The sequence below is a fragment of the Nocardia inohanensis NBRC 100128 genome, from assembly GCF_001612945.1.
Classification (GTDB): Bacteria; Actinomycetota; Actinomycetes; order Mycobacteriales; family Mycobacteriaceae; genus Nocardia; species Nocardia inohanensis.
In genome coordinates this window covers 809,310-836,255 of the sequence record NZ_BDBK01000002.1, presented here as the reverse complement: position 1 = coordinate 836,255, position 26,946 = coordinate 809,310, and the positions used below count along the sequence as shown (strand labels likewise).

The 26,946-nt window shown below is 68.1% G+C and carries 28 protein-coding genes; 13 read left to right on the top strand and 15 right to left on the bottom strand.

The features are described 5' to 3' along the window. Positions 1-68 precede the first annotated feature (68 nt). The 4 genes from NI1_RS10185 to NI1_RS10170 form a co-directional block, all read right to left on the bottom strand. The gene (locus NI1_RS10185) at positions 69-1,865 is read right to left on the bottom strand and encodes an AMP-dependent synthetase/ligase (protein ID WP_067817269.1); all 1,797 of its coding nucleotides are present in this window, start codon (positions 1,863-1,865) and stop codon (positions 69-71) included. A 214-nt stretch (positions 1,866-2,079) separates the two neighbouring features. Then, a complete protein-coding gene (locus tag NI1_RS10180; protein WP_067817266.1) occupies positions 2,080-2,991 on the bottom strand; it encodes an alpha/beta hydrolase in 912 nt (303 codons plus the stop codon). 10 nt (positions 2,992-3,001) lie between these two features. After that, positions 3,002-3,832 (bottom strand): SDR family NAD(P)-dependent oxidoreductase, encoded by an 831-nt coding sequence (locus NI1_RS10175; RefSeq protein WP_067818124.1) that lies wholly within the window; start codon positions 3,830-3,832, stop codon positions 3,002-3,004. 29 nt (positions 3,833-3,861) lie between these two features. Continuing rightward, the gene (locus NI1_RS10170) at positions 3,862-5,385 is read right to left on the bottom strand and encodes a flavin-containing monooxygenase (protein ID WP_067817263.1); all 1,524 of its coding nucleotides are present in this window, start codon (positions 5,383-5,385) and stop codon (positions 3,862-3,864) included. Positions 5,386-5,454: 69 nt separating this feature from the next. On the opposite strand from NI1_RS10170, the gene NI1_RS10165 reads away from it, so the two are divergent. Together NI1_RS10165 and NI1_RS10160 are read left to right on the top strand one after the other, a co-directional pair. Then, positions 5,455-6,096 (top strand): TetR/AcrR family transcriptional regulator, encoded by a 642-nt coding sequence (locus NI1_RS10165; protein WP_067817260.1) that lies wholly within the window; start codon positions 5,455-5,457, stop codon positions 6,094-6,096. 40 nt (positions 6,097-6,136) lie between these two features. Beyond that, on the top strand, positions 6,137-6,820 hold the full coding sequence (locus tag NI1_RS10160; protein WP_084522877.1) for a phosphoribosylanthranilate isomerase: 684 nt from the start codon (positions 6,137-6,139) through the stop codon (positions 6,818-6,820). Here the strand turns inward: NI1_RS10160 and NI1_RS10155 are convergent. From NI1_RS10155 to NI1_RS10145, 3 genes are read right to left on the bottom strand one after another with little or no spacing between them, the layout of a single operon-like run. Next, positions 6,732-7,640, bottom strand: coding sequence for a DMT family transporter (locus NI1_RS10155; protein ID WP_067817254.1), 909 nt, complete (start codon positions 7,638-7,640; stop codon positions 6,732-6,734). The genes NI1_RS10160 and NI1_RS10155 overlap by 89 nt on opposite strands. Next, positions 7,637-7,903, bottom strand: a complete 267-nt coding sequence (locus NI1_RS10150; protein WP_157535030.1) for a hypothetical protein — start codon at positions 7,901-7,903, stop codon at positions 7,637-7,639. Before NI1_RS10150 ends, NI1_RS10155 begins: the two co-directional genes overlap by 4 nt. Before the next feature lie 33 nt (positions 7,904-7,936). After that, the gene (locus NI1_RS10145; RefSeq protein ID WP_157535029.1) at positions 7,937-8,860 is read right to left on the bottom strand and encodes a prenyltransferase/squalene oxidase repeat-containing protein; all 924 of its coding nucleotides are present in this window, start codon (positions 8,858-8,860) and stop codon (positions 7,937-7,939) included. Positions 8,861-9,088: 228 nt separating this feature from the next. Between NI1_RS10145 and NI1_RS10140 the strand changes: the two genes are divergently transcribed. Then, on the top strand, positions 9,089-9,346 hold the full coding sequence (locus NI1_RS10140) for a hypothetical protein (RefSeq protein ID WP_157535028.1): 258 nt from the start codon (positions 9,089-9,091) through the stop codon (positions 9,344-9,346). On the opposite strand, the gene NI1_RS10135 is transcribed toward NI1_RS10140, so the two are convergent. Continuing rightward, positions 9,347-10,252 carry a glycine betaine ABC transporter substrate-binding protein gene (locus tag NI1_RS10135; RefSeq protein WP_157535027.1) on the bottom strand — a complete coding sequence of 302 codons (906 nt, stop codon included), beginning with the start codon at positions 10,250-10,252 and terminating at the stop codon, positions 9,347-9,349. Between the two features lie 290 nt (positions 10,253-10,542). Here NI1_RS10135 and NI1_RS10130 point away from each other — a divergent pair, with 290 nt between their 5' ends. The 8 genes from NI1_RS10130 to NI1_RS10095 all read left to right on the top strand — a co-directional run bounded on the left by NI1_RS10130 (position 10,543) and on the right by NI1_RS10095 (position 16,934). Next, a complete protein-coding gene (locus NI1_RS10130; protein ID WP_067818117.1) occupies positions 10,543-11,436 on the top strand; it encodes an ABC transporter substrate-binding protein in 894 nt (297 codons plus the stop codon). Between the two features lie 10 nt (positions 11,437-11,446). Further along, on the top strand, positions 11,447-12,598 hold the full coding sequence (locus NI1_RS10125) for an ABC transporter ATP-binding protein (RefSeq protein ID WP_067817245.1): 1,152 nt from the start codon (positions 11,447-11,449) through the stop codon (positions 12,596-12,598). Beyond that, positions 12,595-13,239 carry an ABC transporter permease gene (locus tag NI1_RS10120; protein WP_067817242.1) on the top strand — a complete coding sequence of 215 codons (645 nt, stop codon included), beginning with the start codon at positions 12,595-12,597 and terminating at the stop codon, positions 13,237-13,239. The genes NI1_RS10125 and NI1_RS10120 overlap by 4 nt, the downstream gene beginning before the upstream one ends. Continuing rightward, positions 13,236-13,985 carry an ABC transporter permease gene (locus NI1_RS10115; protein ID WP_067817239.1) on the top strand — a complete coding sequence of 250 codons (750 nt, stop codon included), beginning with the start codon at positions 13,236-13,238 and terminating at the stop codon, positions 13,983-13,985. The genes NI1_RS10120 and NI1_RS10115 overlap by 4 nt, the downstream gene beginning before the upstream one ends. A gap of 4 nt (positions 13,986-13,989) precedes the next feature. Beyond that, entirely contained in the window at positions 13,990-14,658 is a 669-nt protein-coding gene (locus tag NI1_RS10110) for a response regulator transcription factor (protein WP_067817236.1), read from the top strand. Next, entirely contained in the window at positions 14,655-15,986 is a 1,332-nt protein-coding gene (locus NI1_RS10105) for a sensor histidine kinase (RefSeq protein ID WP_084522874.1), read from the top strand. Before NI1_RS10110 ends, NI1_RS10105 begins: the two co-directional genes overlap by 4 nt. Positions 15,987-16,082: 96 nt before the next feature. After that, positions 16,083-16,409, top strand: a complete 327-nt coding sequence (locus tag NI1_RS10100; RefSeq protein WP_084522872.1) for a hemophore-related protein — start codon at positions 16,083-16,085, stop codon at positions 16,407-16,409. Between the two features lie 102 nt (positions 16,410-16,511). Beyond that, on the top strand, positions 16,512-16,934 hold the full coding sequence (locus NI1_RS10095) for a CBS domain-containing protein (protein WP_245663150.1): 423 nt from the start codon (positions 16,512-16,514) through the stop codon (positions 16,932-16,934). Positions 16,935-17,225: 291 nt separating this feature from the next. Here the strand turns inward: NI1_RS10095 and NI1_RS10090 are convergent, their stop codons facing one another. Next, positions 17,226-17,876, bottom strand: a complete 651-nt coding sequence (locus NI1_RS10090; RefSeq protein ID WP_067817230.1) for a response regulator — start codon at positions 17,874-17,876, stop codon at positions 17,226-17,228. Beyond that, positions 17,873-19,057, bottom strand: coding sequence for a sensor histidine kinase (locus tag NI1_RS10085; protein ID WP_067817227.1), 1,185 nt, complete (start codon positions 19,055-19,057; stop codon positions 17,873-17,875). Before NI1_RS10085 ends, NI1_RS10090 begins: the two co-directional genes overlap by 4 nt. 192 nt (positions 19,058-19,249) lie before the next feature. On the opposite strand from NI1_RS10085, the gene NI1_RS10080 reads away from it, so the two are divergent. Further along, on the top strand, positions 19,250-20,155 hold the full coding sequence (locus NI1_RS10080) for a sterol desaturase family protein (RefSeq protein WP_067817224.1): 906 nt from the start codon (positions 19,250-19,252) through the stop codon (positions 20,153-20,155). Positions 20,156-20,413: 258 nt separating this feature from the next. On the opposite strand, the gene NI1_RS10075 is transcribed toward NI1_RS10080, so the two are convergent. The 4 genes from NI1_RS10075 to NI1_RS10060 form a co-directional block, all read right to left on the bottom strand. Then, positions 20,414-21,634 (bottom strand): NAD(P)-dependent malic enzyme, encoded by a 1,221-nt coding sequence (locus NI1_RS10075; protein ID WP_439957238.1) that lies wholly within the window; start codon positions 21,632-21,634, stop codon positions 20,414-20,416. Positions 21,635-22,336: 702 nt separating this feature from the next. Next, positions 22,337-24,052, bottom strand: coding sequence for an FAD-binding protein (locus NI1_RS37075; RefSeq protein WP_084522868.1), 1,716 nt, complete (start codon positions 24,050-24,052; stop codon positions 22,337-22,339). 51 nt (positions 24,053-24,103) lie between these two features. Further along, on the bottom strand, positions 24,104-24,370 hold the full coding sequence (locus NI1_RS10065) for a hypothetical protein (protein WP_067817217.1): 267 nt from the start codon (positions 24,368-24,370) through the stop codon (positions 24,104-24,106). Next, on the bottom strand, positions 24,367-25,221 hold the full coding sequence (locus NI1_RS10060; protein WP_067817214.1) for a PHP domain-containing protein: 855 nt from the start codon (positions 25,219-25,221) through the stop codon (positions 24,367-24,369). Before NI1_RS10060 ends, NI1_RS10065 begins: the two co-directional genes overlap by 4 nt. Positions 25,222-25,301: 80 nt before the next feature. Here NI1_RS10060 and corA point away from each other — a divergent pair, with 80 nt between their 5' ends. After that, the gene (gene corA / locus NI1_RS10055; protein WP_067818107.1) at positions 25,302-26,375 is read left to right on the top strand and encodes a magnesium/cobalt transporter CorA; all 1,074 of its coding nucleotides are present in this window, start codon (positions 25,302-25,304) and stop codon (positions 26,373-26,375) included. Here corA and NI1_RS10050 read toward each other — a convergent pair. Continuing rightward, the gene (locus NI1_RS10050; RefSeq protein ID WP_084522866.1) at positions 26,370-26,945 is read right to left on the bottom strand and encodes a suppressor of fused domain protein; all 576 of its coding nucleotides are present in this window, start codon (positions 26,943-26,945) and stop codon (positions 26,370-26,372) included. The two genes, corA and NI1_RS10050, sit on opposite strands and share 6 nt — an antisense overlap. Position 26,946: the final 1 nt, after the last annotated feature.

Here is a 26,946-nt window from a genome sequence, read left to right as displayed (position 1 = left end):
CGCAACCGGCAGCGCCTGCCTCGAATTCGGGGGTTCGGGGCCTTGCCCCCGAGACCATTCCCCTACAACTAGGAGTTGTAGATCGCGTCTACATCAGCCGCGTACTGCTTCATCACCACATTGCGCTTGAGCGACATCTTCGGGGTGAGCTCCCCGCCCTCCTGGGTCCAATCGACCGGCAGGATGCGCACCTTCTTGATCGCCTCGGCGTGCGACACCAGCTTGTTGGTGTTGGCGACCGCCTCGTTGATCTCGGCGACCAGCGCCGGGTTCTCGATCAGATGCTCGATGGTGGTCTCCGCGGAGATCCCGTTGCGTTCCTTCCAACCCGGCAGCGCCTCCGGATCGAGGGTGACGAGCGCGCCGATGAACGGCTGCCCGTCGCCGACCACCATCACCTGGCTGATCAGCGGGTGCTGGCGCAGCGAATCCTCGAGCATGGCCGGGGAGACGTTCTTGCCGCCCGCGGTGACCAGGATTTCCTTCTTGCGACCGGTGATCGCGATGAATCCCTGCTCGTCGATGGCGCCCAGGTCACCGGTCTTGAACCAGCCGTCGGCGTCGAACGCGTCGGCGGTGGCCTCCGGGTTCTTCCAGTAACCGGCGAACACCACCGGACCCTTGATCAGCAGTTCGCCGTCCTCGGCGACCTTGGCGGCGTGCCCCGGCAGCGGACGGCCGACCGAGCCGACCTTGATGTGCTTGGGGGTGTTCACGCTGACGGCCGCGGTGGACTCGGTCAGACCGTAGCCCTCGTAGATGGTGACGCCCGCGCCGCGGAAGTAGTGGCCCAGCCGCGCACCCAGCGGTCCACCGCCGGAGACGGCCGACGCGCACTGCCCGCCCATGGCCTCGCGCAGCTTGCTGAAGACCAGCTTGTCGAGCACGGCGTGCTTGAGCTTGAGCACCAGCCCTGGGCCGCCGGACTGCAATGCCTGGCTGTATTCGATGGCGACCTCGGTGGCGAAGTCGAAGATCTTGCCCTTGCCGCCGTCGTGCGCCTTCTGCTTCGCGCCGTTGAACACCTTCTCGAATACGCGCGGCACCGAGAGGATGAAGTCCGGCTTGTACTGCCCGAACTGCTCGACCAGCGTGGACCAGTCGGCGGTGTGCGCGACGGTGACGCCGGCGTCGAACGCGGCCAGCGCGACGGCGCGGGCGAAGACGTGCGCCAGCGGCAGGAACAGCAGCGACTTGCGGCCGGGCCGCAGGAATTCGCTCATGGCCGAGCGGTCGGCGGCCGATTCGGCGTACAGGTTGGCATGCGAGAGCATGACGCCCTTGGGCCGGCCGGTGGTGCCGGAGGTGTAGATCAGGGTGGCCGGGGAGGCGGCCTTCACCTGGGCGCGGCGCTCGTGCACCACGGAATCGTCAAGGGCCGCACCGCGTTCGGTGAGGGTGGCGATGGCGCCCTGGTCGATTTGCAGCACCTCGGCCAGATCCGTCAGCCCGCCCTCGATCTCGGCGATGGTGGCGCGATGCTTCGAGTTCTGCACCACGGTGAGCTTGGTGGCGGAGTCCTCGAGGATCCAGCGCGCCTGCTCGGCCGAGGAGGAGTCGTAGATGGCGACGGTGCAACCGCCGGCGGCCCAGATGGCGAAGTCCAGCACGACCCAGTCGTAGGAGGTGGCTGCCATGATGGCGACGCGATCGCCGAGCTCGATGCCCGAGGCGACGAGGCCCTTGGCCACACCGGTCACGGTCTTCGCGAACTCGGTCGCCGTGACGTCGTTCCAGCCGCCCTTACCGTTCGGAGTGTTGAAAACGACCAGGTCGGGCGTTTGCTCCGCATGCCGGAAGGCGCCATCGGACATATTGGCGTTTTCCGGGATGGTGTAGGTAGCCGGGACTTCGAACTCTCGCATCGCTGCCCTTCCACAGTGGGTTTACTCGCGGGTAATTTACGCCACGTCTGTTGGTAACGCCCGGCGGGATCACCCCAACGGATTCCCGCTATCACGCCGGACGGTCGGAGCAAGCTCCGCCGGCCCATTCTATGGACCGTGTTCGCGCAGCTCACACCATTCCCCCGCCGCCCGGCCGCGTTCGCGCTCGAACCGCCGCCGGGCCGCGCTCGGGTCAGGCCGACTTGGCCGGTGCGGGCCGCAGCGCCTGTCGCAGGAACTCACCCAGCTCGCGAGTGACCGCGGCCGCCGGGGCCACCAGGGACGCCTGCAACTGGGAGACGTGCCAGAGGCCGCGGGTCTCGGTGAATTGCACCGACACGCCGGCCGCCTCCAGTTTCGCGGCCAGCCGCACACATTGGGCGTGCAGCAGCTCGTCCACATCGGCCTGCACGTAGGTCGGCGGCAGGCCGGCCAGCTCCGCCAGCAGCGGGGCGTAGCCGGTGTCATAGCTGTCGCCGTCACCCAGATAGGCGGCGGCGCAGGCCCGCGACCACGGCTTGTTGATGACCAGATCGCGGTGACGGTCCGGGATTTCGTTCGGATCGGTCCACGGCGCGATCAAACCGAGGGCGGCGGGGACGAACCCGTGCCGGTCGCGCAGGCGTTCGGCCAGCGCCAGCGACAGTCCGCCGCCCGCCGAATCACCGGCCACCGCAATGCGTTCCGGCTCGAAACCGGAGGCGACCAGCTCCAGGAAGGCCGCCTCGGCATCGTCGAGGGCCGCCGGATACGGATGCTCCGGGGCCAGCCGGTAATCCAGAACCTGTACGGCACAACCGGTTTCGCGGGCCAGGTAGGCGGCCAGCGCCCGATGGGTGGCCGGCGAACCGACGGTGTAGCCGCCCCCGTGCAGGTACAGCACGGTCGCGGTGTCGGCCACCGGGCCGACCGACACCCGCTCGGCGGGACGGCCACCCAGGCGGATCCGCTCCACATGGGTGCCCCGGGGCGCGCGCTGGGCGGGCGCTCCGGCGTTCATCAGCGCCCGCTGCACCTGGAACGGCAGCTTGTGATGCAGCATCACCCGGAAGACCGGATTCAGCAGCGTACGGGCAAGGGGCAGTGGCAGATTCAGTTCTGGCATATCCGAATTCCTACGGCAGGAAGCGCTTCTGAACCACCGCGGAGATGCGCTGGTAGTAAGACGCCGTGGTACGTACGAAGAGGTCGAGAGCCTTTGCCTCCCAGCCGATCAGCACCCGGCCGTGCCCCCTGCGCACGCCCTCGGTGATGACCTGCGCCGCCATTTCCGGCGTGTGCAGGGCCAGCTGCTTGTCGAACAGGGCGGCCAAGTTCTTCTGATCCAGGCCGTCGGCGACGGTGGCATTGCGCGCCACCGCGGTCTTGATGCCGCCGGGGTGCACGCAGGTCACCTTGACCGGCTGGCCGCTCATCAGCATCTCCTGGCGCAGCGCCTCGGTGAAGCCGCGCACCGCGAACTTGGCGGCGTTGTAGGCGCTCTGGCCGGGGACGGCGATCAGGCCGAAGAGGCTGGATACGTTCACCACGTGGCCCGCGCCGGATTCGATCAGGTACGGCAGGAAAGCCTTGGTGCCGTTGACGACTCCGTAGAAGTCGACGTCCATGATGCGGTCGATGTCCTTGAAGGACGTGTTCAGCACGTCGCCGTGGTGGGCGATACCGGCATTGTTGTAGATCTGGTTGACCTTGCCGAAGTGCTTGTTGACCTCGTCGGCGTAGACCAGCACGGCCTCGCGCTCGGCGACGTTCAGGCGATCCGACTTGATCTGGACGCCGTACTTCTCGCAGCGCCGCACGGTTTCGGCGAGACCCACGGTGTCGATATCGGAGAGCGCCAGGTTAGCGCCGCGCCGGGCCAGGTTCTCCGCCAGCGCCCGGCCGATGCCGGAACCCGCGCCGGTGATGACACAGACCTTGCCCTGGAAGTAAGCATCGTTGCTCACGGTTACCACTTTCGGTTGTCGAGGATGGCTTAGACGGCTTGCGCGACGGGCGCGGCGGAGGTGGTCTCGTAGGCGGCCACGTCGAACTTCTCCAGCAGGCTACGGAATCGGAAGGTGAAGTCCGGCCACAGCGTGGTGTTGTTGCCGTGCTTGTCGAGGTACCAGGAGGCGCAGCCGCCGGTGCTCCACACGGCATTGCCGAGCTTGCGCTGGAGTTCGGCGTTGTACTCGTCCTGGACGTCCTTGCGGACCTCGACGGTGCGCAGCTTCAGCTTGTCGAACTGCGCCACCGCGTCGGCGATGTAGTTGATCTGCGATTCGATCATGTACACCATCGAGGTGTGGCCCAGGCCGACGTTCGGGCCCAGCATGAAGAACAGGTTCGGGTAGTTGTGGATGGCCGAACCCTTGTAGCCCTGCTGGCCGATTTCGTCGAACACCTCGGCGAGGGTGCGGCCGTCCTTGCCCGAAACCGTCTCGTAGGCAGGGGAATCGGTGACGTGGAAGCCGGTGGCCACGATGATGGCGTCGATCTCACGCTCGGTGCCGTCCTTGGTGACGATCGATCCGGCCTTGATCTCCTGGATGCCGTCGGTCACCAGCTCCACATTGTCGCGGCCCAGCGCCGGGTAGTACTCGTTGGAGATCAGCATGCGCTTGCAGCCGATCCGGAAGTCGGGGGTGACCTTCTTGCGCAGTTCGGGATCGCGCACCTCGGCGAAGATCTTTGCCCGCGCGATGGTTTCGAAGATGCGCATGGCGGGCGGGAACTTGGCCAGGCCCACCACCTGGGTCTCGCGCGCGGCGTAGATGGCGGCGCGGGAGAGCGCCTGCACGCCCGGAATATGTTTGAAGGCAAAGCGTTCCACGCCCAGGTACGGGCGGTCGGCGCGGGGCAGCAGCCACGGGGCGGTGCGCTGGTACACGTCCAGGTGCGCGACCTTGCCCGCGATGGCCGGGACGATCTGAATGGCCGAGGCGCCGGTGCCGATCACGGCGACGCGCTTGCCGTCGAGCTTCGAGTCGTGGTCCCAGCGGGCGGAGTGGAAGATCTCGCCCTGGAATTCGTTGATGCCCTTGATATCCGGCAGGTTCGGCTCACACAGCGCGCCGATGGCCGAGACCACGATGTCGGCGGTGAACGGCCCCTGCGAGGTCTGGATCTCCCAGCGCGCCTCGGCGTCGTTCCACTGCGCCCCGGTCATCTCGCAATCGAAGATGTGCTTGTCGCGCACGCCGTACTTGTCGGCGACGCCCTGGATGTAGCGCTGGATCTCCGGCTGCTTGGAGAACGAGCGCGACCATTCCGGATTGAGCGCGAAGGAGTACGAGTAGAGCTGCGAAGGCACATCGCAGGCCGCGCCCGGATAGGTGTTGTCCCGCCAGGTGCCGCCGACGTCGCCGCCGCGCTCGAGCACCAGGAAGTCGTTGCGCCCCTGCTGGCTCAGCCGGATGGCGAGCCCCAGCCCGGAGAACCCGCTGCCGACGATGATGACATGCGCATGCCGGGTGTCCCGGTTGCCGACAGCTTTGTCTGTAACCTTGCGACTCATGTACCTAACCCTAGGTGCTTATTGAGTAGGAGTCAACAGTATTGACTCGCGTTCAGTAGGATAGGCCCTGTGAGCAAGGAACGCAGCACCACCAGCGCCGAAAGCGGAACCAAGCGCACCCGCCTGAGCCCCGAGGACCGCCGCCGCCAGCTCATCGACCTCGGCGTGGAGATGCTCCGCGGCCGCTCCCTGGAAGACGTCTCCATCACCGAGATCGCCGACCAGGCCGGCATCTCCCGCGGCCTGCTCTTCCACTACTTCCCCACCAAACAGGACTTCCACCTGGCCATCATCAAGCACGCCAACGCCGAACTCCTGGAACGCACCGCCCCCGACCCCGCCCTCGACCTCTACGCCCGCCTCCGCGACTCCATAGAGCGCTACGTCGACTACGTAACCGAGAACCGCACCTCCTACCTGGCCCTGCTCCGCGGCCCCGCCAGCGCCAGCCCCGAACTCACGGCAATGGTCGACGCCCACCGCAACGCCCAGGTCTCCCGCATCCTCACCGAAGCCCCCATCCCCCTGGACGATTCAGACCTCCCCCGACTGACCCTCGCAGTCCGAGGCTGGATCGCCTTCGTAGAAGAAACCACCCTCACCTGGCTCCGCGAAGAACCCATCACCCGCGAAACCCTCATCGACATGCTCGTAGACTCCCTCACCGCCCTGACCCTGCACCCCCTCCTGGTCACCGCCCTACGCCCCTGATCCCCCGCAACGCGGACTCCGCGCGCACTAGGATGGATTCGTGACGGTGCGCGCCAAGATCTGTGGGATCCGATCCGAGTCCGACCTGCGCATTGCCGTGGCCGCAGGTGCCGACGCCGTCGGATTCATCTGCGGGGTAACGCATTTCAGCGAAGACGCATTGGAACTCGACGTCGCGAAGCGGCTTTCGGCGCTGGTCCCGCCCTTCGTCAACCGGGTGCTGGTCACGCATCTGGAAGACGCCGAAGCGATCACCGAGCTCGCAGCTCGGATCGATGCCGACACCATCCAGGTGCACGGCCTGGTCACCCCGGAGACCGTCCGCCGCGTCCGGGAACTGGCCGGTGGGCGGAAGATCCTCAGGGCGGTACATGTCACCGGAGCGGATGCGCTCGAATCCGCGCTCGCGACCGCCGCCGACTGCGATGCGGTACTGCTGGATTCGCGTACGGCCAGCCGCCTCGGCGGCACCGGCAAGACCCATGATTGGTCCATCAGTGCGGCCATTGTGCGCGCGCTCGCCGAACTCGGCCGGCCGGTCATCCTGGCGGGCGGCCTGAATGCCGGAAATGTCGCCGATGCCATCGGCGCGGTACGGCCGTCCGCCGTCGATGTGAACAGCGGGGTCGAAACCGTCAGTGGCGATAAGGATCCGAAGTCCTGCGAGCTGTTCGTTTCGGCGGCCCACCGGAATTCGGAGTCGATCGAACTTCCAGCCCGATAGCCAGCAGCACCAAAGTTCCCGCCCCGAGTACGGCGGGCGTGAGCTGGGTTCCGGTCACCACCGCGCCGACGATCGACGCGCTGATCGCCTCGTTCAATCCGACAATGCCGGCGGTCGGCGCATCGACGGTGCGGAGCGACCACCAGTAACAGACGAAACCAGGCCCCAAAAAGCATGCGCCGATGGCGATCAGCGCGAGGGCCGCGGCGCCCTCGGGTGGCGCGATCAGCAGCAATGGCAGGCCGAGCATCGAGGCGACCGCCAGTTGCAACCCCGCCGACGCCACCGATCCACGCGCCGGCGAGGCGCGCGCCACCACCGTTATCAGCACTGCGACACACGCGGCGCTGCACAGTGCCAGCACACACCCCAGCAGCACCCCGGCGCCCGACAGCGTGCCGGGATGTCGACCCGACACCAGCAGAATCGCCAGCGCAACCAGCGAAAGCTCCACCACGACAACAAAACTCAACGATCGTCGCCGGGTGACGAGCCGGACGCCGATGAGCAGTACCGGCGCGGTCAGGTGTAACGCCACCATCATCGGCAACGGCCCGATGTGCAGCGCTGCCATATACAGCGCGAGATTGACCACCTCCAGCACGCCCAGCCGCACGTACAACCGCCAGTCGGCACGGAAGATCCGCCCGGGATGGTCGCCCCGCAACACCGCCGCCCCGAGTACGGCCACCGACCCCCCGGCCGCCACCAGCGCCGCCGAGGTGAATCCGGTGCGCGCCACCGCGGCGATCAAGGCACTCGATATCCCCCACAGGCTGGTGCCGACCAGCAGCAGCCCGATGGATCGGTAGCTCGTCACGCCAGTAGGAACGACACGATCGGCAGCGCCAGCGCGGTGTAGCCCGCGAACACGGCGGCGGCGATCCCGCGCTTGGAGGCCGTCGGAAATCTCGTCGTCACCGCCGCCAACGTCCCCAGCGCGACGAAGAGCATGCCCCACACCACCAGCGCGCGACTGCCGATCTTGCCCAGATCGTCGCCGAAACCGATGGCAAGCGTGGCAATCGTCAATCCCGCCGCCCCACCCAGCCCGAACGAGGCCGCGCCCGCCAGGCTGTTCATCACGACCGACCGTCCCCGCAGGGACACCACCCGCTACGCATCGGCGTGGTGCCTGCCCTGGTCCCGGCAGATCATGTCGAAAATTCGCGCCGGATTGACGTTCTCGTTCACCACCTGCCGCGCGCCGAGCATCGCCTCCAGCGCCTGGGTGGTGGCGAACGAGGTGACGAATCCTTCGGGCGAGGTTCGGAATCCGCCCCGATGCGTCTGTAACGGCCCCGTCTCCTGCAAGTCCAGCAACTCCGTCAACGCGTGCCGCACCACCGGATCGAAAATCGACTTGGGTTCCGCGGTCAGCAGCGCCCCGACAGTCAGATGCAAAGCCAGGTGCCGCCAGGTATCGGCGAAATCCCCACGACGGAACGGCTCCTCCTCGATCTGCGGATCACCGTTCCCGAGTCCTTCGAGCAGGCGATGCACCGCCAGATCCCGCGCCCGCTCGACCCGCCGTCCGCCCACCGCAGCGATCTCCGGACGTGCGAGCGCGGTCGCCACGTGTGCACTCGCGTAGAGCGGCTGCACTCGCGGATCGTGATCGAGCATCGACTCGATCAGAAACCCGGTGCCGCGCAGGACCGTTTGCGCCACGTTCTCGTCGGACACCGCGAGCGGAGCCAGGGCCTGGATCGCATTGGCGGTCGAGGTGATCGATACCGGTCCCACCCGGTCCGAGAGCCGCCAGCCTCCGGTCGCGGCATCGGCCTCGGCCAGCAATGCGTCCCGGCACGCGCCGACATCCGAATCCGCTTCCGCCGCGCCGAGGCAGTGCAGTGCCCGCAGCCGCCAGGAGAGATCAATCGGAGTCCGAAATGCCCACTCGCCGCGCTCATCCCGCTGAATCACCGATTGCCGGACCAGTGCCGCCACCTCACTCACCCGTGGGATATCGCGACCCGCACGGGCCAGCGCACACACCACCTCGGCGGTGTTCTGCGGATTCGGCGGCACATCCGACACCCACCCTCACCCCGCACCGCCGTGCCCGTCCGGCAATTGGCTGCGCTGGAACCAATCCACCGCATCACGAATTCGTTCGTCCAGGTTGGACACGATCCCTCCCCGCCTACGAGTGCGCCCCCGCATCGCCCCGCCGCCCCGGGGCGTATTCGACACCCTACTCGCGCCCCCGCCCACTTCGACCGAAAAGCCCTGCACTACAACAACTCGGCGAGGATGCTTGGCGGAATGGGGAGTGAGACATTCGATGCGGGGAGCTTGGCCGCGGATCTGCAACGCGGAGTGGACGCCTATCTCGCCGAGCGAATCGAAGCCGCGTCCGCCTTGGCCCGGCGATTGCAGCCCGGTGTGGTGGTTGTCGAGGATGTGGACCTCATCGTGAAAGATCGCACCTGTACGCCGTCGGGGAATCCTGTGCTGTTCGGTCTGCTCGATGCCACGGCCGCGCTCACCCGGTCCCTGCTGGGCGGGCCGGACGGGCGGTGATCACAAGGCGTGGGCGTCGAGCCAGGTGCGGGCTACCGAGGCGGGGATGGCGTGGTTGTCGCGGACCTGGTGGATCATGTCGGCGAGTTCGGTGGTGCCGAGTTCGCCTGAGACGTAGTTGAGTTTGCGGAGTTGGTCGGCGGTCAGTGCGCCTTTGCGGATCAGAGCCAGGATGTCGGCGGCGCGGAGGGCGTACACGGGGTCGGCGAGGGACACCAGGCCGGACGAGCCGTCGGGGAGGAAGGCCGGGGGGCCGGAGAAGACGGCTAGTTGAATTTCGTGGCTCAGTACGGCTTTTCGCAGGTCGGCGTCGGTGGGGTAGGTGACCGGTTGGGGCAGGTCGCAGGCGTAGACGGTGTGGAGGGGGTCCAGGACGTCGCGGTGGGGGTCGAGGGGGGCTCGCATGGCGTCGAGAGCCGGGCCGATGGCTATGCCGACGGTGAGGTCGGGGCAGCGGGGAGCGAGATCTTTCAGAGTGGAGGGGAATTCGGGGGTGCGGGCGGCGGCTATGGCGACGGTGGGGCGGAGGTCGGTGCCGTCGGCGGGGTCGGAGACGGCGAGGCCCTCGGGGAGGGCGGCGTAGAGGGCGGTGGTGACGGCGTCGGGTTTGCGGGCCGAGGCGGAGGAGTCCAGGGCGGTGAGGAGGTCGCCGTTTACTTCGGGGGTTACCGCGACGGTGTTCGAATCCAGGGCGGCGAGTAGGGCTTTGCGGTCGCCCAGGGCGGGGGCGACGGTGGTGCGGGCGCCGGTGCGGGAGAGGGCCTGGGCGTAGATCTCGGCCAGGACCGTGGATTGGGGGGAATCACCGGCGCCGATGGTGAGTACCGGGCGGGTGTCGGAGCTGCCGCAGGCCGCGGCGGTGAGGGCCACGGTCAGGAGCAGGACGGCGGTACGCAGCGAAGGCACGGGCAATAGTTTGCCCTCCCGGTGCCCGGGAATCGGGGGTGGGGCACGCACGAAATCCGCGAAACGGACACGGGGAAGGCAGCGGTACGCGAGCGCACCAGGCAAGATGGACACCCTGGACGGCCCCGGTCGATCGATTCACCGGCCGGCGACCGCCACCCGAACTGCCCGGGACGTCGGAAGGACCAGCAGTGAAGTCCCTGCTCAGCAAGCGTGGCCGCGGTAGCGGGCTACGCCCAGCCCTCAAAGTCGCACAGGTACTCGCCGCCGCGGTCGCCCTGGCCGCCGCCATGGCGATGTCGGGGTGTGGCAATTCCGATCCGCTCTCCGGCGGGAAAGGCAGCTGCGACACCGACCCCAACCAGATCACGGTCGGTTCGGCTAACTTCCCGGAATCGGAGACCGTGGCCGACGTGTACGCGGAAGCGTTGCGTGCCAACGGCTTCAAAGTCGACACCAAACTGAATATCGGCAGTCGTGAGGCGTATGTGCCCGCGCTGCGCCAGTGCTCCATCGCACTGGTGCCCGATTACACCGGCAACCTGCTGCAATACCTGGACAAGGACGCCACCGCCGCCTCCGCCGCGGATGTCGACGCGGCGCTCACCGCCAAGCTGGGCGATCAGCTCGGCATCGGGACGCCCGCGCCGGGTGAGGATTCCGACGCCGTCGTCGTCACCCGCGCCACCGCGGACCGCTGGAATCTGAAGACCATCGCCGATCTGGCCGCGCATTCGGCCGAGGTGAAGTTCGCCGCCCCCGCCGAATTCCAGGAACGCCCGGGCGGGCTGCCCGGTTTGAAGAAGAACTACAACCTGGATATCTCGGCCGGCAATTTCGTGCCGATCGCCGACGGCGGCGGCCCCGCCACCGTGCGCGCACTGGTCGAAGGCCAGGTGACCGCGGCCGATATCTTCACCACCTCCCAAGCCATTCCCGCCAATAACCTGGTGGTGCTGGAGGATCCGAAGCACAACTTCCCGGCGCAGAACGTGGTGCCGCTGTTCAACTCCGCCAAGAAGAGCGACAAACTGCTCGCCGTGCTCAATGCGGTCTCGGCGAAACTCACCACCGCGCAGCTGATCTCACTGAACACCGCGGTATCGGGCAGCACCAAGACCGAACCGGCCGCCGCCGCCAAGAACTGGGTGGCCGCCCAGGGGCTCGACAAGCCGATCGGATAGGAGAAACCCGGTGTCCGATATCGAGTTCAGCGGCGTCAAGAAGACCTATCCGGACGGCACCACCGCGGTCGATCATCTGGATCTGCGCATCGAGTCCGGCTCCTTCACCGTGTTCGTCGGCCCGTCCGGCTGCGGTAAGACCACCTCCATGCGCATGATCAACCGGATGATCACCCCCACCGAGGGGACCATAACCGTTGCCGGACAGGATATTTCGAAGGTCGATCCGGTGCAGCTGCGCCTCGGTATCGGATACGTGATCCAGAGCGCGGGCCTGCTGCCGCATCGCACCGTCGTCGACAATGTGGCGACGGTGCCGATGCTGAAGGGCGTGCGGCGTAAGGAAGCCCGCAAGGCGGCGCTGGAGGTGCTGGATCGCGTCGGATTGGATCGCGGTCTCGCGGAACGGTATCCGGCGCAATTGTCCGGCGGGCAGCAGCAGCGGGTCGGCGTGGCCCGCGCACTGGCGGCGGACCCGCCCATCCTGTTGATGGACGAGCCGTTCAGCGCGGTCGATCCCGTGGTCCGGGCCGAACTGCAAACCGAAATGCTCAGGCTGCAAGCCGAATTGCAGAAGACGATCGTCTTCGTCACCCACGATATCGACGAGGCGGTGGCGCTCGGCGAACGCATCGCGGTCTTCGGCCCCGGCGGACGGCTTCAGCAATACGATGCCCCGCAATACGTGCTGGCTCAACCCGCCAACGATTTCGTGGCCGGTTTCGTCGGCCGCGATCGCGGCTACCGGGCACTGTCCTTCCGCGCGGCCGATCAAGTACCCCTGCACGACATCGTCACCGCCACGGTCGGCGAAATCGAAGCGCTGCGTTTGGAACTCGGGCAATGGGTGCTGCTCGTCGACGAATCCCGGCACCCGTTCGGCTGGATCGATGTGACCGGCGTGGAAGGCTATCGCGCCGGAAAACCCTTGCACGACAGCATGGCCGCCGGCGGATCTCTCTTCCCGCCCGACGGCGACCTGCGCCTGGCCCTCGACGCCGCCGTCTCCTCCCCCTCCGGAATCGGTGTGGCCGTGGACGATTCCGGTGCGGTGCGCGGCGGTGTCCTGGCCGGTGACGTGCTGGAGGTGCTGGCCCGCCAGCGCGCCGGCGAGGACAATCAACGCAACCTGCACTTCTTCGAGGAAGAAGCCCGCGAGTGAGGTACCTCCTCGACAACTTCGGTGAGATAGCGGGTTTCACCCGCACCCACCTGGTGCTCGCACTGCTGCCGCTGCTCATCGGGCTGGCCATCGCGATCCCGGTGGGTGCGCTCACTCACCGGGTGCCGTGGCTGCGCCGCGTCACGGTCACGGCTTCCGGTATCGCCTATACGATTCCGTCGCTGGCGCTGTTCGTCATCATTCCGCCGCTGATCGGCATCTCCACCATCGATCCGCTGAATGTGGTGATCGCCCTGACCATCTACTCGGTGGCGCTGCTGGTGGTGGCGGTCCCGGCCGCCCTGGATTCGGTGCCCGCCGCCGTACTCGATGCCGCCGACGCCATCGGCTACACCCGGCTGCGGCGCGCGCTCACCGTCGAATTCCCGCTCGCCCTACCGGTTTTCATCGCCAACCTGCGCGTGGTGGCGGTCACCAATATCTCCGCGGTGACCGTCGGCGCGCTGATCGGCGTCGGCGGCCTCGGCAAACTGTTCACGCAGGGGTATCAGCGCGACTATCCCGACGAGATCGTCGCCGGGATCATCGTGGTGCTGGTGCTGGCGCTCATCATGGACCGGCTGCTGTACCTGTTCGGGCGATTGGCCACCCCGTGGCTGACGAAAGGCCCCGCGCGATGAACCTTTTCATGGACGCCTGGAGCTACCTCACCACCGGCGCGAACTGGTCCGGGGAGACCGGCATCGGCATGCGCATCGCCCAGCACGTCTGGTACAGCTTCCTCACCGTAGCGCTGTCGGTGCTGATCGCGGTCCCGCTGGGCATGATCATCGGCCATACCCGCAGGGGCTCCGCGCTGGTGGTCGGATTCGCCAATGCCATGCGCGCCCTGCCCACCCTCGGCCTGCTCACCTTCTTCGTACTGCTCATGGGCCTCGGGCTGATCCCGCCGCTGCTGGCCCTGCTGACCGTCGGCATTCCGCCGCTGCTGGCGGGCGCGTACGCCGGCGTGGCGAATGTGGACCCCAATGTGGTGGATGCCTCCCGCGCCATGGGGATGACCGAATCGCAGATCCTGCTGCGCGTGGAACTGCCCAATGCGCTGCCGATCCTGCTCAGCGGTTTGCGCGCCGCGACATTGCAGGTGGTCGCCACCGCCACCATCGCCGCGTACGTGAACCTGGGCGGCCTGGGCCGCTACATCTTCGACGGCATCGGGCTCTACAAATACGACCGGGTGCTGGTCGGCGCGATCCTGGTGGCGGCGCTCGCGCTGCTGCTGGACGGCCTGCTCGCCTTCCTGGTCTGGGCCAGCGCGCCCGGCGTGCGGCGCTGGCGGCGACCGGGCGAGCTGGCCGCCCGGCCGGTGATCACCGCCGATCGACCGCGACTCGCAGAAAGTTCACAGCCGTCCACAGCAGAATGACCGCATGCAACCGGCACGCATCCTCGTGATCGAAGACGCCGAGGCCATTCGGACGGCCGTCGGCGCGGGCCTGACCGGGGCCGGGCACGAGGTGCTCGAACGCCCGGACGGTGCGGCGCTGGAACAGGAGCTGGCGCGCTTCCGGCCCGACCTGGTGATCTTGGATGTGATGCTGCCCGGGCGTGACGGCTTCACCCTGCTCGAAGTGGTGCGCGCCCGTTCGGCGGCGGGCGTGCTCATGCTGACCGCGCGCGACGGCGTCGAGGATCGCGTGCGCGGATTGCGTTCCGGCTCCGACGATTACGTCGTCAAACCGTTCGACCTGGCCGAGTTGCTGGCCCGGGTGGACGCGCTGCTGCGCCGCATGGGCCGGGCGCACACGCGGGTGATCATCGGCGATCTGGAGGTGGACGTCCAGGCCGCCGGCGCCCGCCGCGCCGACACCCCGCTCGCCCTCACCGCCACCGAATTCAAACTCCTCGCCTACCTGGCCGCGCATCGCGATCGCGTGGTCACCAAGACCCAGATCCTCACCGGCGTCTGGGGATACGAGGACTACGACCCCAACCTCGTCGAAGTCCACGTCAGCGCGCTGCGCCGGAAACTCGAGGAGCACGGCGACCGGCTGCTGCACACCGTGCGCGGCCTCGGCTACACATTGCGTGCGCCGTGAAGACGGTGTCGCTGCGCCGGCGCGTAACCCTCACCGCGGCAGTGGTTTCCGGGACGGTGCTGGTGCTGGTCGCGCTGATCGTGCACGCGCTGTTCGGCGTGGTGGTGAACCGCAGCCAGAACGCGGTCCTGAACGATCGCGTCCAGCTCGCCAGACAGCTGGCCGCCCAAGGTATTTCGCCTACCGAGCTGGTGGACCGGGTCGACAACCATTCGGTGCGCGCCCGGCTGGTGCTGGCCGACGGCCGCGCCTACGGCAGCCTCACCCGCGCCCACCTCGAGGACGGCACCGCCAAGACCCGCACCGCCCGGCTCAGCGGATCGGGGCAGGTGAACGACGCCAAACTGACCCTGGAGGTCGACACTCCCCTGCTGTCGCGCCTGCGCTCCCGGCTCGGATTCGTCCTGATCCTCGCCACCACGACCGCCCTCGCGGTGATCGCCGCCGCCCTCTGGCTGGGCCTGCGCCGCGCCCTGCGACCACTCGACACAATGACCCTGCTGGCCCGCGATATCGCTCGCGGCCGCCGCGGCACCCGCCTGCAACCCGCGCGCACCGACACCGAACTCGGCCGCACCGCAGCCGCTTTCGACGAAATGCTGGATGCCCTGGAAGGCGCCGAGGCCCGTGCCCGCGACTCGGAACAACGCATCCGCACCTTCGTCGGCGACGCCGCCCACGAACTCCGCACCCCGATCGCCGGTATCCGCGCGCTCGCGGAGGCCGCCGTCCAGCAACCGGCGGACGCGAATCCCGAAGACCGCCAGCGCATCCACCTGCTGCTGGCCCGCGAAGCCCAGCGCGCCGGACGCCTGGTGGACGATCTGCTGGACCTGGCCCGCATCGATGCCGGTCTCCGATTACGCCGGGAGCGGGTGGACCTGGCCGAGCTCGTCGGAGCCGAGCTCGAGCAGCAGCGAATCCTGCACCCGGACATCGATTTCCAGCTGACCGGGCGATCCGAGCCGATCGCGGCCGACCCCGCTCGCGTTGCCCAGATCCTGGCCAATCTGCTCGGCAATGCGGCCCAGGCGATCCGCGGCAGCGGGGCGATCACCGTGCGTCTGCGCTCCGATGACGAGGATGCCGTGGTGACCGTCACCGACAACGGTCCCGGCGTGCCCGCCGAGGACCGCGAACGCATCTTCGACCGGCTGGTCCGCCTCGATCCGGCCCGGGAGAACCGGCCCGGCGGATCCGGCCTGGGACTGCCCATCGCCCGCGGCCTGGCCCGCGCCCACGGCGGCGAATTGACCTGTGCCGCACGGAGTGACGGCGGCAAGGGCGCGGTCTTCACGCTGCGGCTGCCGGTCACGGGCGAAGGCTGAAGATCCGCTGAAGATGGCGGCCGGCTTCAGGGCAGCTTCAGCTCACCGGGGCAGATTCGATGGTGACACATCCCGACACACACCAGTGGAGTCAGCATGAAACGCACCATGGCAGTCGTCCTGGCCGGAGCGGCGGGCGTCGCCGTCGTCGCGCTCGCGGTCCCCGGCGTCGCCACCGCCGACGGCCCCGACTGCGGACCGGCCGCCGCGGCCGCCGCGCGCGCCGACGCCGCCCCCAAGGTAGCCGCCTACCTCGCCGCCCACCCCGATGTCGCCGCCGAGATCTCGAAGGCGAAGGCGATGCCCAAGGATCAGCGGCGGGCGGAGCTGAAGGCGTGGCGCGCCGCCCATCCACAGGAAGCCCAGGATCTGCGCACCGCCCGGCAGGCGGTCATCGACTATCGCAAGTCCTGCCACAAGTAAGAAGCCCGGGTGGGCGCCGCATTCGAAACGCCGTCATTGACCTCGCCTGTGATCCGGGTCACGATGTTGCGTGGCAAACCCATCCGAATCAGGAGGTTGCAAGTGAAGGCTCGCGACATCATGCACCGGAGTGCGGAATGTATCCCGGCGGAAGAAACCCTGGACCGGGCGGCCCAGATGATGCGCAATATGGATGTCGGCGCACTCCCGATCTGCAATGGTGATCAGCTCATCGGCATGCTCACCGATCGCGACATCGTCATCCGCTGCATAGCCGAAGGCCACGATCCCAGCCGAGTCCGAGCCGGTGACCTCGCACAGGGGCGGGTCTGGTCGGTCGATATGGACACCGACGTCGCCGAAGTGCTCGACGTCATGGAGAAGAACCAGATCAAGCGCATGCCGGTGCTGGATATGCGCAAAGGCAATCAGCTGATGGGCATGATCTGCGAATCCGATCTGGCCAAGAACATCAGCGACACCCAGCTCGCCGAATTCGTCTCGGCGGTGGCGACGCCGCACTGAGCCTTCGGCTCAGTAGAGAAGAGGGTGGCCCGTCCTGACGGACGGGCCACCCGGCTTCACGCAACGACCCCGGGCTACACCAAGGGACCCTGGACTTCACCAAGGCCCCGGGCTTCAACCAAGCCCCGGGCTTCAACCAAGCCCCGGGCTCCACCAAGGCCCCCGGGCTCCACCGAGGCCCCCGGGCTTCACCAAAGCCCCGGGCTTCGCGCAAGGGCCACCTGCTCCTTGAAGGGCCACCCCGCCCTTACCGGCACGCGGAGTTCTGTCCCGGGGCCCTGGCGCGGTGGGCTACACCGGTCCGGTGAGGCCGTGGCGGTGTGCGTATACGACCGCTTGAATCCGGTCGCGCACACCGAGTTTCGACAGCATGCGGGAGACGTGGGTTTTGACTGTCTCTTCGCCCACGCCGAGCGCGGCGGCGATCTCGGCATTGCTGCGCGCCTGCGCGACCAGCGCCAGCACTTCCCGCTCCCGGGCGGTCAATTGGGTCACCTCGGGCGGCTCCGTCGGCGGCGCGATGCCCGACGCCAGCCGGGCCGCCAAGCGCCGCGTCATCGAGGGGTCGATGACGGCGTCGCCGCGCAATGCCACCCGCACCGCCGCCACCATCTCCTCCGGCGGCAGGCTTTTCAGCAGGAAGCCGCTCGCGCCCGCGTCCAAAGCACGGCGCAGGCTCGAGGCGCTGTCGTAGGTGGTGAGCAGCAGCACGCGGGTGCCGCCCGCCGCCACGATGGCCTCGGTGGCGGCCAGTCCGTCGAGAATGGGCATGCGCACATCCAGAATCGCGATCTCGGGCCGGAACCGGTCGGCGGCGGCGATGGCGGCGCGGCCGTCCCCGACCTCGGCCACGCATTCCAGGTCCGGTTCGGCGTCGATCACCGCCCGCAGCCCGGCCCGGAAGACGGTGTGGTCGTCGGCGATCAGCACCCGGGTTCTCACAGCGCTCCGATCGGCACCGAAACGGCCAGATTCCACTGCGTTCCGGTCGCGCTCGTCCCGTATTCCACGGTGCCGCCGAACAATTCGACGCGACGGCGCATACCGTCCAGGCCGCGCGACACCCCCGGGGTCGCCGGCACCGTACCGACGGGGTTGGATTCCCGGATATCCACGCGGGTGGGGTGATACGCGATTTCCAGCACCGCCGTATCCCGTCCGTGCCGCAACGCATTGGTGAGCAATTCCTGGACCACGCGGTACAGCATCACGCCCAGTGAGTCCGGCAGGACCGGCGGCTCGCCCGAAATCTCCACGCGCAGTGCCAATCCCGCTTCCCGGACGCGATCGACCAGCTCGTCGATGGCCGCCAATCCCGGCTGCCGCTGCCCGTCGTCCTCGCGGCCGTGCAGCAGATCCAATTGCCGCCGCAGATCCACCAGCGCCGCGCGACTACTGCCCTCCACGGCCGCCAGCGAGCGGGTCACGGTCTCGGACTCGCTGCGGAACAGCGCGATTCGCGCCACCCCGGCATGAATTCCGATGGCACTCACGTGATGCGAGATGACATCGTGCAGGTCCCGGGCGATGGCTTCGCGTTCATCGGCGAGCGCCCGCTCCAGCTCGGCCCGCCGCTCCTGCTCCCGCAGGCGTTCGCGCTGCTCCAGCTCGGCGAAGTGCGCCCGGTGCGCCGCCGTGTACCGCCCGACCAGCCACGGCACCAGCCCCGAGGCCAGCGCGACCGGCATCAGGAATCGCCAATCCTTCGAAACCACCCCGCCCGCAAGCAGATTCGCGGACGCGGCGCCGGAGGCCAGCAGCGCGGCCACCGCGATCGCCCCCGCCCCGCCCAGCCACGCGCCCGCCCGATATCCGGCCACCAGGAAACCCACGTCGGGAATGCGGGCCGACAGCGCGTAATGGTGCACGAACAGCCCGGTCCCGAGTTTCACCGCCACCTGCGCCACGGCCACCACCGCCACCGTGGCCGGCGGGCCGGCCAGTGCCAGATCGGCGGCCGCGATCGCCACCGCCAGCGCGGTAGCCAGTGCGGGTGCTGCCCCGAAAGCCCCGCACAGCACCAGTTGCAGCACGTCGACGAGCGCGGCGACCATCGCCACCAGCACCGATTGCCGGGCCACCGAACGCGAGAGCGCGGAACCCGCACTTCCGTCAACGACCATCGGGGGCACCGCCTTCCTCGCTCGCACCGGTCCCGGCACCCGGGCGGCGCCGCTGCGCGACGCTACCTCGCCCGGGCTCCATCCCCCGTGTGGGGGACATGAAATCCCTCATCGGCGCGACGCCGAGCAGAGGTGCGGCTCATTACCGTCGGAAGGTATCCGCGAGCCTTCGTCATCATCACCAGGAGCACCATGCGCGACGATCCCCTCTTCCTCCTCGCCCTGCCCACCTTCGCCGTCCTGATGCTGGTGGAATGGCTGGCCGACCGCCGGGATCCGGACCGCCCGGCGAACGGTATCGCCGGGCGGGACACCGCCTCGAACGTCGCGACGTTCTTTCTCGGCCGGATCGCGAAACCACTTCTCGCGCAAGCACTTCCGTTCTCCGCGGTGGTGCTGGCGGCAGCCCTGACCCCGCTCCGGCTCTCACCAGCGCACTGGTGGGTGTGGGTGCTGGGGCTGGTCGTCACCGATTTCTGCTACTACTGGTCGCATCGCGCGGACCATCGGGTCCGGTTGCTGTGGACCGCGCACAGCGTGCATCACTCCAGCCGGTTCTTCAATTTCTCGACGGCCATCAGGCTGTCGTGGGCGCACCCGGTGGTGTCGCAGCTGCGCGGATTGTTCTGGGTGCCCGCGGCGCTGCTCGGCTTCCCCGCCTGGATGATCTTCCTGCTGCAAACCATCGGCCTGCTGTACCAGTTCCCGATCCACACCCAGCGGATTCGCACCCTGGGGAAGCCGATCGAATTTCTCTTCAACACCCCGGCCCACCATCGCGTCCACCACGGCTCCAATCAGCCGTATCTGGACACGAATTACGGTGGCGTATTCATCATTTGGGATCGCATGTTCGGCACCTTCGCCGCGGAAACCGAACCCATCCGCTACGGCCTGACCAAAGACCTCGACACCGACAACCCGCTGAAGGTCAACTACGCCGAACTGATGTCCCTGGTCCGCGATGTCCGCACGGCCCGCACCTGGCGCGGCCGCCTCGGCTATCTCTTCGGCCCGCCCGGCTGGTCGGAGCACCCCGCCCGACAGGCAACCCCATCATCGCCCGCCGACCCCGAACCGGCCCGGGCCGTGGCATAGGGTCTCCCACCCGGTGCTGCACTCGCCGGGAGCCAACGTCCCACCCCAACGTGAAAGGTCCCGTCGCCAGGACGGGGACCCTCCTCTTCCCCAACGCGAAAGGTCCCCGTCCGTGAGTACGGGGACCCTCACTACCCCTCAACGCGAAAGGTCCCCGTCCGTGAGTACGGGGACCCTCACTACCCTTCAACGCGAAAGGTCCCCCGTCCGTCAGGACGGGGGACCCTGCTATTCGCTTGTCGCGCAGCGACAATCAGCTCACGCCACGCCCTCGGCGCGGGCGGCCGCACCCACGGCCTCGGCGACGGCCGGAGCCACGCGCGGGTCCAGCGGGCTGGGGATGATCTTGTCGGTGGCGAGCTCGTCGGCGACCACGTTGAAGATCGCTTCGGCCGCGGCCACCTTCATGCCCTCGGTGATGCGGCGCGCGCCCACATCGAGCGCACCCTTGAACACGCCGGGGAAGGCGAGCACATTGTTGATCTGGTTCGGGAAGTCCGAACGCCCGGTCGCCACGATGGCCGCGTACTTGGCCGCCACCTCGGGGTGGATCTCCGGGGTCGGGTTGGACATGGCGAACACGATCGACTCGGGCGCCATCGAGGCGATGAGCTCCTCGGGGATGGTGCCCGCCGACAGGCCCAGGAACACGTCCGCGCCGACGAGCGCCTCGGCCGGACCGCCGGTGATGCCGCGCGGGTTGGTGCGCTGCGCCAGCTCGGCCTTCACATCGTTGAGGTCGCCGCGGTCACGCGACACGATGCCCTTGGAGTCGAGCACGATGATGTCCGGAACGCCCGCGGCCAGCAGGATCTCGGTGCACGCCACACCGGCCGCGCCCGCACCCGACACCACGACCTTGAGGGACGACATGTCGCGGTTCTGCACCGCGGCAGCGCCTTTCAGCGCCGCCAGCACCACGATGGCGGTGCCGTGCTGGTCGTCGTGCATGACCGGGCAGTCCAGGGCCTCGATGACGCGCTTCTCGATCTCGAAGCAGCGCGGCGCGGAGATGTCCTCCAGGTTGACCGCGCCGAAGCTGGGGCGCAGGCGGATCAGGGTCTCGACGATCGCGTCCGGATCCTTGGTGTCCAGGACCAGCGGGATGGAGTCGAGGCCGGCGAACTTCTTGAACAGGGCCGCCTTGCCCTCCATCACCGGCAGCGAGGCGCGCGGGCCGATATCGCCCAGGCCCAGCACGGCGGTGCCGTCGGAGACCACCACGACCAGGCGCTCGGCCCAGGTGTAGGTCTTGGCGAGGGATTCGTCCTCGGCGATGCCGAGGCACACCTGCGCGACGCCCGGGGTGTAGGCGATGGAAAGGTCGCGCTGGGTTTCCAGCGGCGCGGTGAGTTCGACCGAGAGCTTGCCGCCCAAATGACCGGCGAAAATTTCTTCCGTGGTGATGTCGGCCAGATTCCCACTGTTGTTGGTGGGGGTGGCCTGGGTGGCATTCACTGCTTCAGTCACGGGTGACACGATTTCACTCCTGCTCGATGCGGACTCAACCGTTTGACGGTTACCGTTCGGTAATAGTTAATTGGGTTCTTGTGCTCAAAAGGGATGTGCGCGGATCACTTCCCGGCAAGCCGTTGATGACGGAACCTTGCCACTGCATCGGGGCAAGCACCGGTAAGTATTACGGCTTAACGGAGGTGTGTCGCGGCACAATCGTCGAGCGAACCGGACGGGTGGGTCCGGGCGATGCCGGGGTGATCGCGGATGAACCCGCGAGTTTGCGGATCGTGATCACCGAGTCTCCCGGGCCGGGCGGTGGCTGCGGCCGGGGGTTTTTGCATTCTGCCAGGAGCGCCGACGACGTGCCAAATCGCCCTCACGGTCCGTCGCGGTCGTTCCTCATCTCCGAAGGGTAAGAGACCCGGATCACCCCGGGGTTAAGGGAAACTCCCACGTCCGGAACCGAACACGGAGAAGAGTCACAACGGCGTCGCATTGCAGGCGGTGAGCTGTTACAAACCGGTCGCGGGCCGGTTGTGAGTCGGCGGGGGCTCAGCCCCCGAACCCCCTGTTGAGGAAGGAATCTTTGGGGGCAAGCCCCCGAACCCCCACGGTGGTAATGGCCGAACTCTCCTCCGCACCGCAAACCCTACCCGTTGGTAGCCGAACTGTCGGAGCGACTCCCGAATACCAAGATCCGCAACGCCCACCATCCGGAGTAGGTCAGGCCGGGGTGGCTTCGGGGGCGGGGTATTCGGGGCGGCCGGAATCGAAGCGTTCGGGGCGGACCCAGACATCGCCGACTCCTCCCGAAATAAGCCGGACGCGCCAATCGGTGTGGGCGCCGGGGTGATCGGTGCGGCGGTGCATGCCGCGGGTTTCGGTGCGGGCGAGGGCGGAGTATTTGGTCCAGCGGGCCACGGCCAGGAGTGCCGCTGCCTGGCGGGCGCGCAGTCGGGCGGGGCCCGAACCGCCGAGATCGAATTCGGCTCCGGGCCACATGCCGTCGAGTTCGGCGATGCTGTCGCGCAGGCTGCCGTCGCTGCGCCAGTAGGAGCGGCGCAACGGCAGGGTGTGCTCCTGGACCAGTCCGACCACGGCCCGCGGGTCGACGCGGGCCTTGTCGCCGAGCCCCGCACCCCGAACCGGGCGGGTCTTGCCGAGGCGGCGGCGGGTGGTGGCGAAACGGGCCGCGGCGGTACCCGACCAGACTCCGGAAGAGATCGCCCAGGCCCCGTTCTGGCCACCGAAACCGCTGACCGCGCCGGTGATCGGCTCGCGGGTGGTGATATCGCCGGCGCCGTAGAGCCCGGGCACCGTGGTGGCGCAGTCGGCCCCGGCCAAGCGCAGACCGCCGGTGCCGCGCACGGTGCCCTCTAGGACGGCACGCAACGGGACCCGTCCGGACCAGTTGGGACCGTTCTGCTGGACCAGCTCGGCGCGCAGCGGCGCGGGTAGGTCGTCGAAGGCCGCGTACACCCGGCGGCCATCGGCGATGGCGGTGAAAACCTGTGCGCGGGAACCACATCCGTGGCCGTACAGGACTTCCCGCGATTCGTCGTAGAGCGTCGCGAAGTGCATCAGCTGGTCGGGGGCGAACAGGGCACCGCCGTCGGCCCAGGCATCGCGCCCCCGTTCGGCCATCACCCCGTCGGCCCGGGCGGTGATCCCGCGCATGTCCAGCGTGCCGTCGGAACCCGCGCGGGCCGAGGCGGAATCGCAGCGGCGGTCGACGCGGGCGGCCACCGCGGACAGCGCGGGGATCAGCGAGTAGGCATTGGAGAATTCCATGCCGGACAGGTCGGCTCCGGCTTCGGCGCCCATGAGCAGGCCCTCACCCGTGCTCACGTCGGTGCCCGCGCCGCCGGAAAGGAAGGCGCAACCACCGGTCGCGAGCACCACGGCCTTGGCGCGCACGGTCCAAAAGTGGGATTCGCGGGATCCCCCGGTGCGAGGCGGAGCGGTGACGCCGGCCGCCCCGGAGACGGTGCCGTCGGAGTCGGTGAGCAGCTGTAATACCGGATGGTGGTCCAGGATTCGTACCCCCGCGATCACCAGGCTGCGGCGCAGGCGGCCGAGATACTTGGCCCCGTCGAGGTAGATCCGGGCGGGGCGGGCGGCGTGCTCGCCCTGGAAGCGGAAGCCCCCTTGCACGAGTTGCGCGACGCGCCGGTGAGTCTCGTCGAGAACCCGGTACATCCACTCCGGATCGCCCAGTCCGCCGCCGTGCGCGAAGTTCTGTGCGACGGCCGCGTCGCGGGCACGGCCGGGCGGAATGTTCCACAGCGTGACCCCGCCGCGCGCGGTGGGCCCGCTGGAACCGCAGCGGGCCTTGTCGACCACGATCACCCGAGCGCCGGCGGCAGCGGCCGCGAGCGCGGCCCAAGCCCCGGCGGGACCACCGCCCAGCACCAGCACATCGGCGTCGAATTCGGTCATATCGACAAATGTTCGTGGACAGTTCAACTGCCCGCAACCGTTACACGTATTTCAATTCCACCACTGCGTCCACAGCAGATATCCGGCTACCAGAAAAACAACCAGTGATCCGGAAAAGGCGGCGAAACCCTGACGCCTATCCGCGAAAATCTGCGCCGCCACCGCCAATAGCGCGGCCGCCACATGCCATGCCACCGAGGAGGCTCCGGGGCCCGGAAAACCACGCCGAGCACCGATGACAGCGGCGCCGACGACCGTTGCCGCGAGCACCACCACCCCACCCGTCACGACTCCACTCAGACCCCGGAGCACCTTCATGCGGTGATCACCGGTACGCCGGTCGCTTTGCCCACGATTTCCTCGAATTGCGTTGGGTCGGTGGTGAATTCACCGAGCCGAATGGTTTTGTTCGAGCCGTGATAGTCGGACGAACCGGTCGTTACCAGACCGAGTTCGGCAGCCAGCCCGCGCAGAATTTCGCGATCGGCGTCGTTGTGATCGATATGGTCGATCTCGATGCCGCCCAGACCCAGCGACGCCAGCTCCCGGATGTGATCCAGCGCCAGCAGCCGCCCGCGCTTGCGGGCACGCGGATGCGCCACCACCGACACCCCGCCCGCGGCCGCGACCATCTCCACCGCGCGCTGCAACGGCGTATCGGCCTTCTCGACGTAGTACTTCCCGTGCGAGGCGAGCAGATCCTGGAACGCCGCGTCCACCGTCGGGACCACGCCGGCGTTCACCAGAGCGCGCGCCAGATGCGGGCGACCCGCCGACGGCCCCGCCGAGGCCATCACTTCGTCCGGATCGACGGGCAGACCGTCGGCCGCCATGTGCTCGGCGATGGCGCGCAACCGCACGATGCGCTCGGCGCGCAAGCGCTCGCGCTCCTGCGCGAAGGACGCGTCGGTGGGATCGAAGAGATACGCCAGCAGGTGCACGGGCACCGGCCAGCCGTCCTCGCCATCGCCCACGCATGACATCTCCATGCCCCGCACCAGCGTCAGCCCCGGCGGTAGCGCCTCGACCGCCTCGGCCCACCCGGAGGTGGTGTCGTGGTCGGTGAGCGCCACGACGTCGAGTCCGGCCGCGGCCGCCTTGCCGATCAGCTGCGCCGGGGTGTCGGTGCCGTCGGAGGCATTGGAATGGGTGTGGAGATCGATACGCACAAGCTCTATCTTGCCTGCGCCGCAGCGAAGCTCCCGGGCGGCCGGTCCGAGCCCGGCTAGCATCGGCAGACGTGTCTTCGATTCCGCCGCTGCCGTCCTTCCACTGGCCCGGGCGCTCCGGCGAACCCTCCGGCAAGCATCCGAAGCCGAAGCCGCGCGCCGACAAGGTGATCGATTGCGCGCTCTACACCGAAGGGCGGCGGCAGCAGGGACAGCGCACGTACCGGCAGGCGCTGACCGAGGTGCGGGCGCAGGGCAGCGGCTTCGTCTGGCTCGGCCTGCTCGAACCCAGCGATGCCCTGATGGCCGATGTGGCAACGACTTTCGGCCTGCACGAGCTGGCGGTGGAGGACGCCGTACTGGCGCATCAGCGGCCGAAACTGGAGCGCTACGACGACGTGCTGTTCCTGGTGCTGCGCACGGTGCAGTACCACGAGCACGAACTCAATACGGTCAGCGAGATCGTGGACACCGGCGAGATCATGGTGTTCCTCGGGCCGGATTTCGTGATCACCGTGCGGCACGGCGATTTCACCGGTCTGACCGGGGTGCGCGGGGCGCTGGAAGCCGAGCCGGCGCGACTGAAACTGGGCCCGCCGGCCATCCTGCACGCGGTCGCCGATCACGTGGTGGATTCCTATGTCGACGTCACCCAGGCGATGGAGGACGATGTCGCGGCGATGGAGGAGGAGGTCTTCACGCCGGGCAGCAAGATCGTCATCGAGGCTGTTTACCAGCTGAAACGCGAAGTGGTGGAGTTGCGCCGGGCGGTGAAGCCGCTGGCGCTGCCGCTGCAATTGCTGGCCCACGACTCGGTCATGCCGATCCCCAAGGAGATTCGGCGATATATGCGCGATGTGGCCGACCATCACACCCAGGTGACCGAGCAGATCACCGATTTCGACGAATCGTTGAGCGCGCTGATCAATGCCGCATTGGCGAAGGTGAGCGTGCAGCAGAACACCGATATGCGCAAGATCTCCGCCTACGCGGCCATGGCGGCGGTGCCGACCATGATCGCGGGCGTCTACGGCATGAACTTCGACCACATGCCGGAATTGCGGTGGACCTTCGGCTACCCGGTCGTCATCGGTCTGATGGTGCTGCTGTGCGCGGCACTGTACGTCAACTTCCACCGCAACGACTGGCTATAGCGAGGCGGCTCCGCGATCCGGGTCGCGCACATCGATTTTCGCCTCGGCCCAGGCATCACGGAGCGCGGCGGCGCCTCGAATGCGCACCCACGCCGCCTCGGTGGCGGTGATGGGCGTGACCGTCAGGAACCGTACGGGCTCAGCCGGTTCCGGCAATTCCACCGCGGGCAGTTCGCTCTCCCCCAGCAGCCCCGCGGTGAAAGACGCGTTGGCCCACAACGGTTCTCCGAGATCGAGCAGCGCATCAGGTTGCAGCACAACGCCTTCCACCGCGGGCGCGGCGATCAGCACACCCAGAGCCCGGGTCAGGCCGGAGCCCGCGCCCACCCCCCCGCGCAGCGTCAGCACCAGTTCCGCGCGCGGTCCCCGCACCGGATCCGCCAGCGCCGCCGCCGAATCGGTCATGGGGTTACGCGACCCGCCCAGGGTCACGTAGTGCACCACCTCGTCACCCGGAATCCGCAGAATCTCGATGGGTTCCAAGCCCAGGAACGTCACCGAGGCCGAATCGGCCGAGTCCACACCGAAATATCCGAGCGCCGCGGCCCGGACCTTGTCCAGCACATCCATC

Bases quoted from the DNA above. Each gene is read 5' to 3' on its own strand.
- NI1_RS10185 (WP_067817269.1), bottom strand. From the start codon at position 1,865: ATGCGAGAGTTCGAAGTCCCGGCTACCTACACCATCCCGGAAAACGCC.
- NI1_RS10180 (WP_067817266.1), bottom strand. From the start codon at position 2,991: ATGCCAGAACTGAATCTGCCACTGCCCCTTGCCCGTACGCTGCTGAAT.
- NI1_RS10170 (WP_067817263.1), bottom strand. From the start codon at position 5,385: ATGAGTCGCAAGGTTACAGACAAAGCTGTCGGCAACCGGGACACCCGG.
- NI1_RS10150 (WP_157535030.1), bottom strand. From the start codon at position 7,903: ATGAACAGCCTGGCGGGCGCGGCCTCGTTCGGGCTGGGTGGGGCGGCG.
- NI1_RS10140 (WP_157535028.1), top strand. From the start codon at position 9,089: ATGGGGAGTGAGACATTCGATGCGGGGAGCTTGGCCGCGGATCTGCAA.
- NI1_RS10130 (WP_067818117.1), top strand. From the start codon at position 10,543: ATGGCGATGTCGGGGTGTGGCAATTCCGATCCGCTCTCCGGCGGGAAA.
- NI1_RS10115 (WP_067817239.1), top strand. From the start codon at position 13,236: ATGAACCTTTTCATGGACGCCTGGAGCTACCTCACCACCGGCGCGAAC.
- NI1_RS10110 (WP_067817236.1), top strand. From the start codon at position 13,990: ATGCAACCGGCACGCATCCTCGTGATCGAAGACGCCGAGGCCATTCGG.
- NI1_RS10100 (WP_084522872.1), top strand. From the start codon at position 16,083: ATGAAACGCACCATGGCAGTCGTCCTGGCCGGAGCGGCGGGCGTCGCC.
- NI1_RS10085 (WP_067817227.1), bottom strand. From the start codon at position 19,057: ATGGTCGTTGACGGAAGTGCGGGTTCCGCGCTCTCGCGTTCGGTGGCC.
- NI1_RS10080 (WP_067817224.1), top strand. From the start codon at position 19,250: ATGCGCGACGATCCCCTCTTCCTCCTCGCCCTGCCCACCTTCGCCGTC.
- NI1_RS37075 (WP_084522868.1), bottom strand. From the start codon at position 24,052: ATGACCGAATTCGACGCCGATGTGCTGGTGCTGGGCGGTGGTCCCGCC.
- NI1_RS10065 (WP_067817217.1), bottom strand. From the start codon at position 24,370: ATGAAGGTGCTCCGGGGTCTGAGTGGAGTCGTGACGGGTGGGGTGGTG.
- NI1_RS10050 (WP_084522866.1), bottom strand. From the start codon at position 26,945: ATGGATGTGCTGGACAAGGTCCGGGCCGCGGCGCTCGGATATTTCGGT.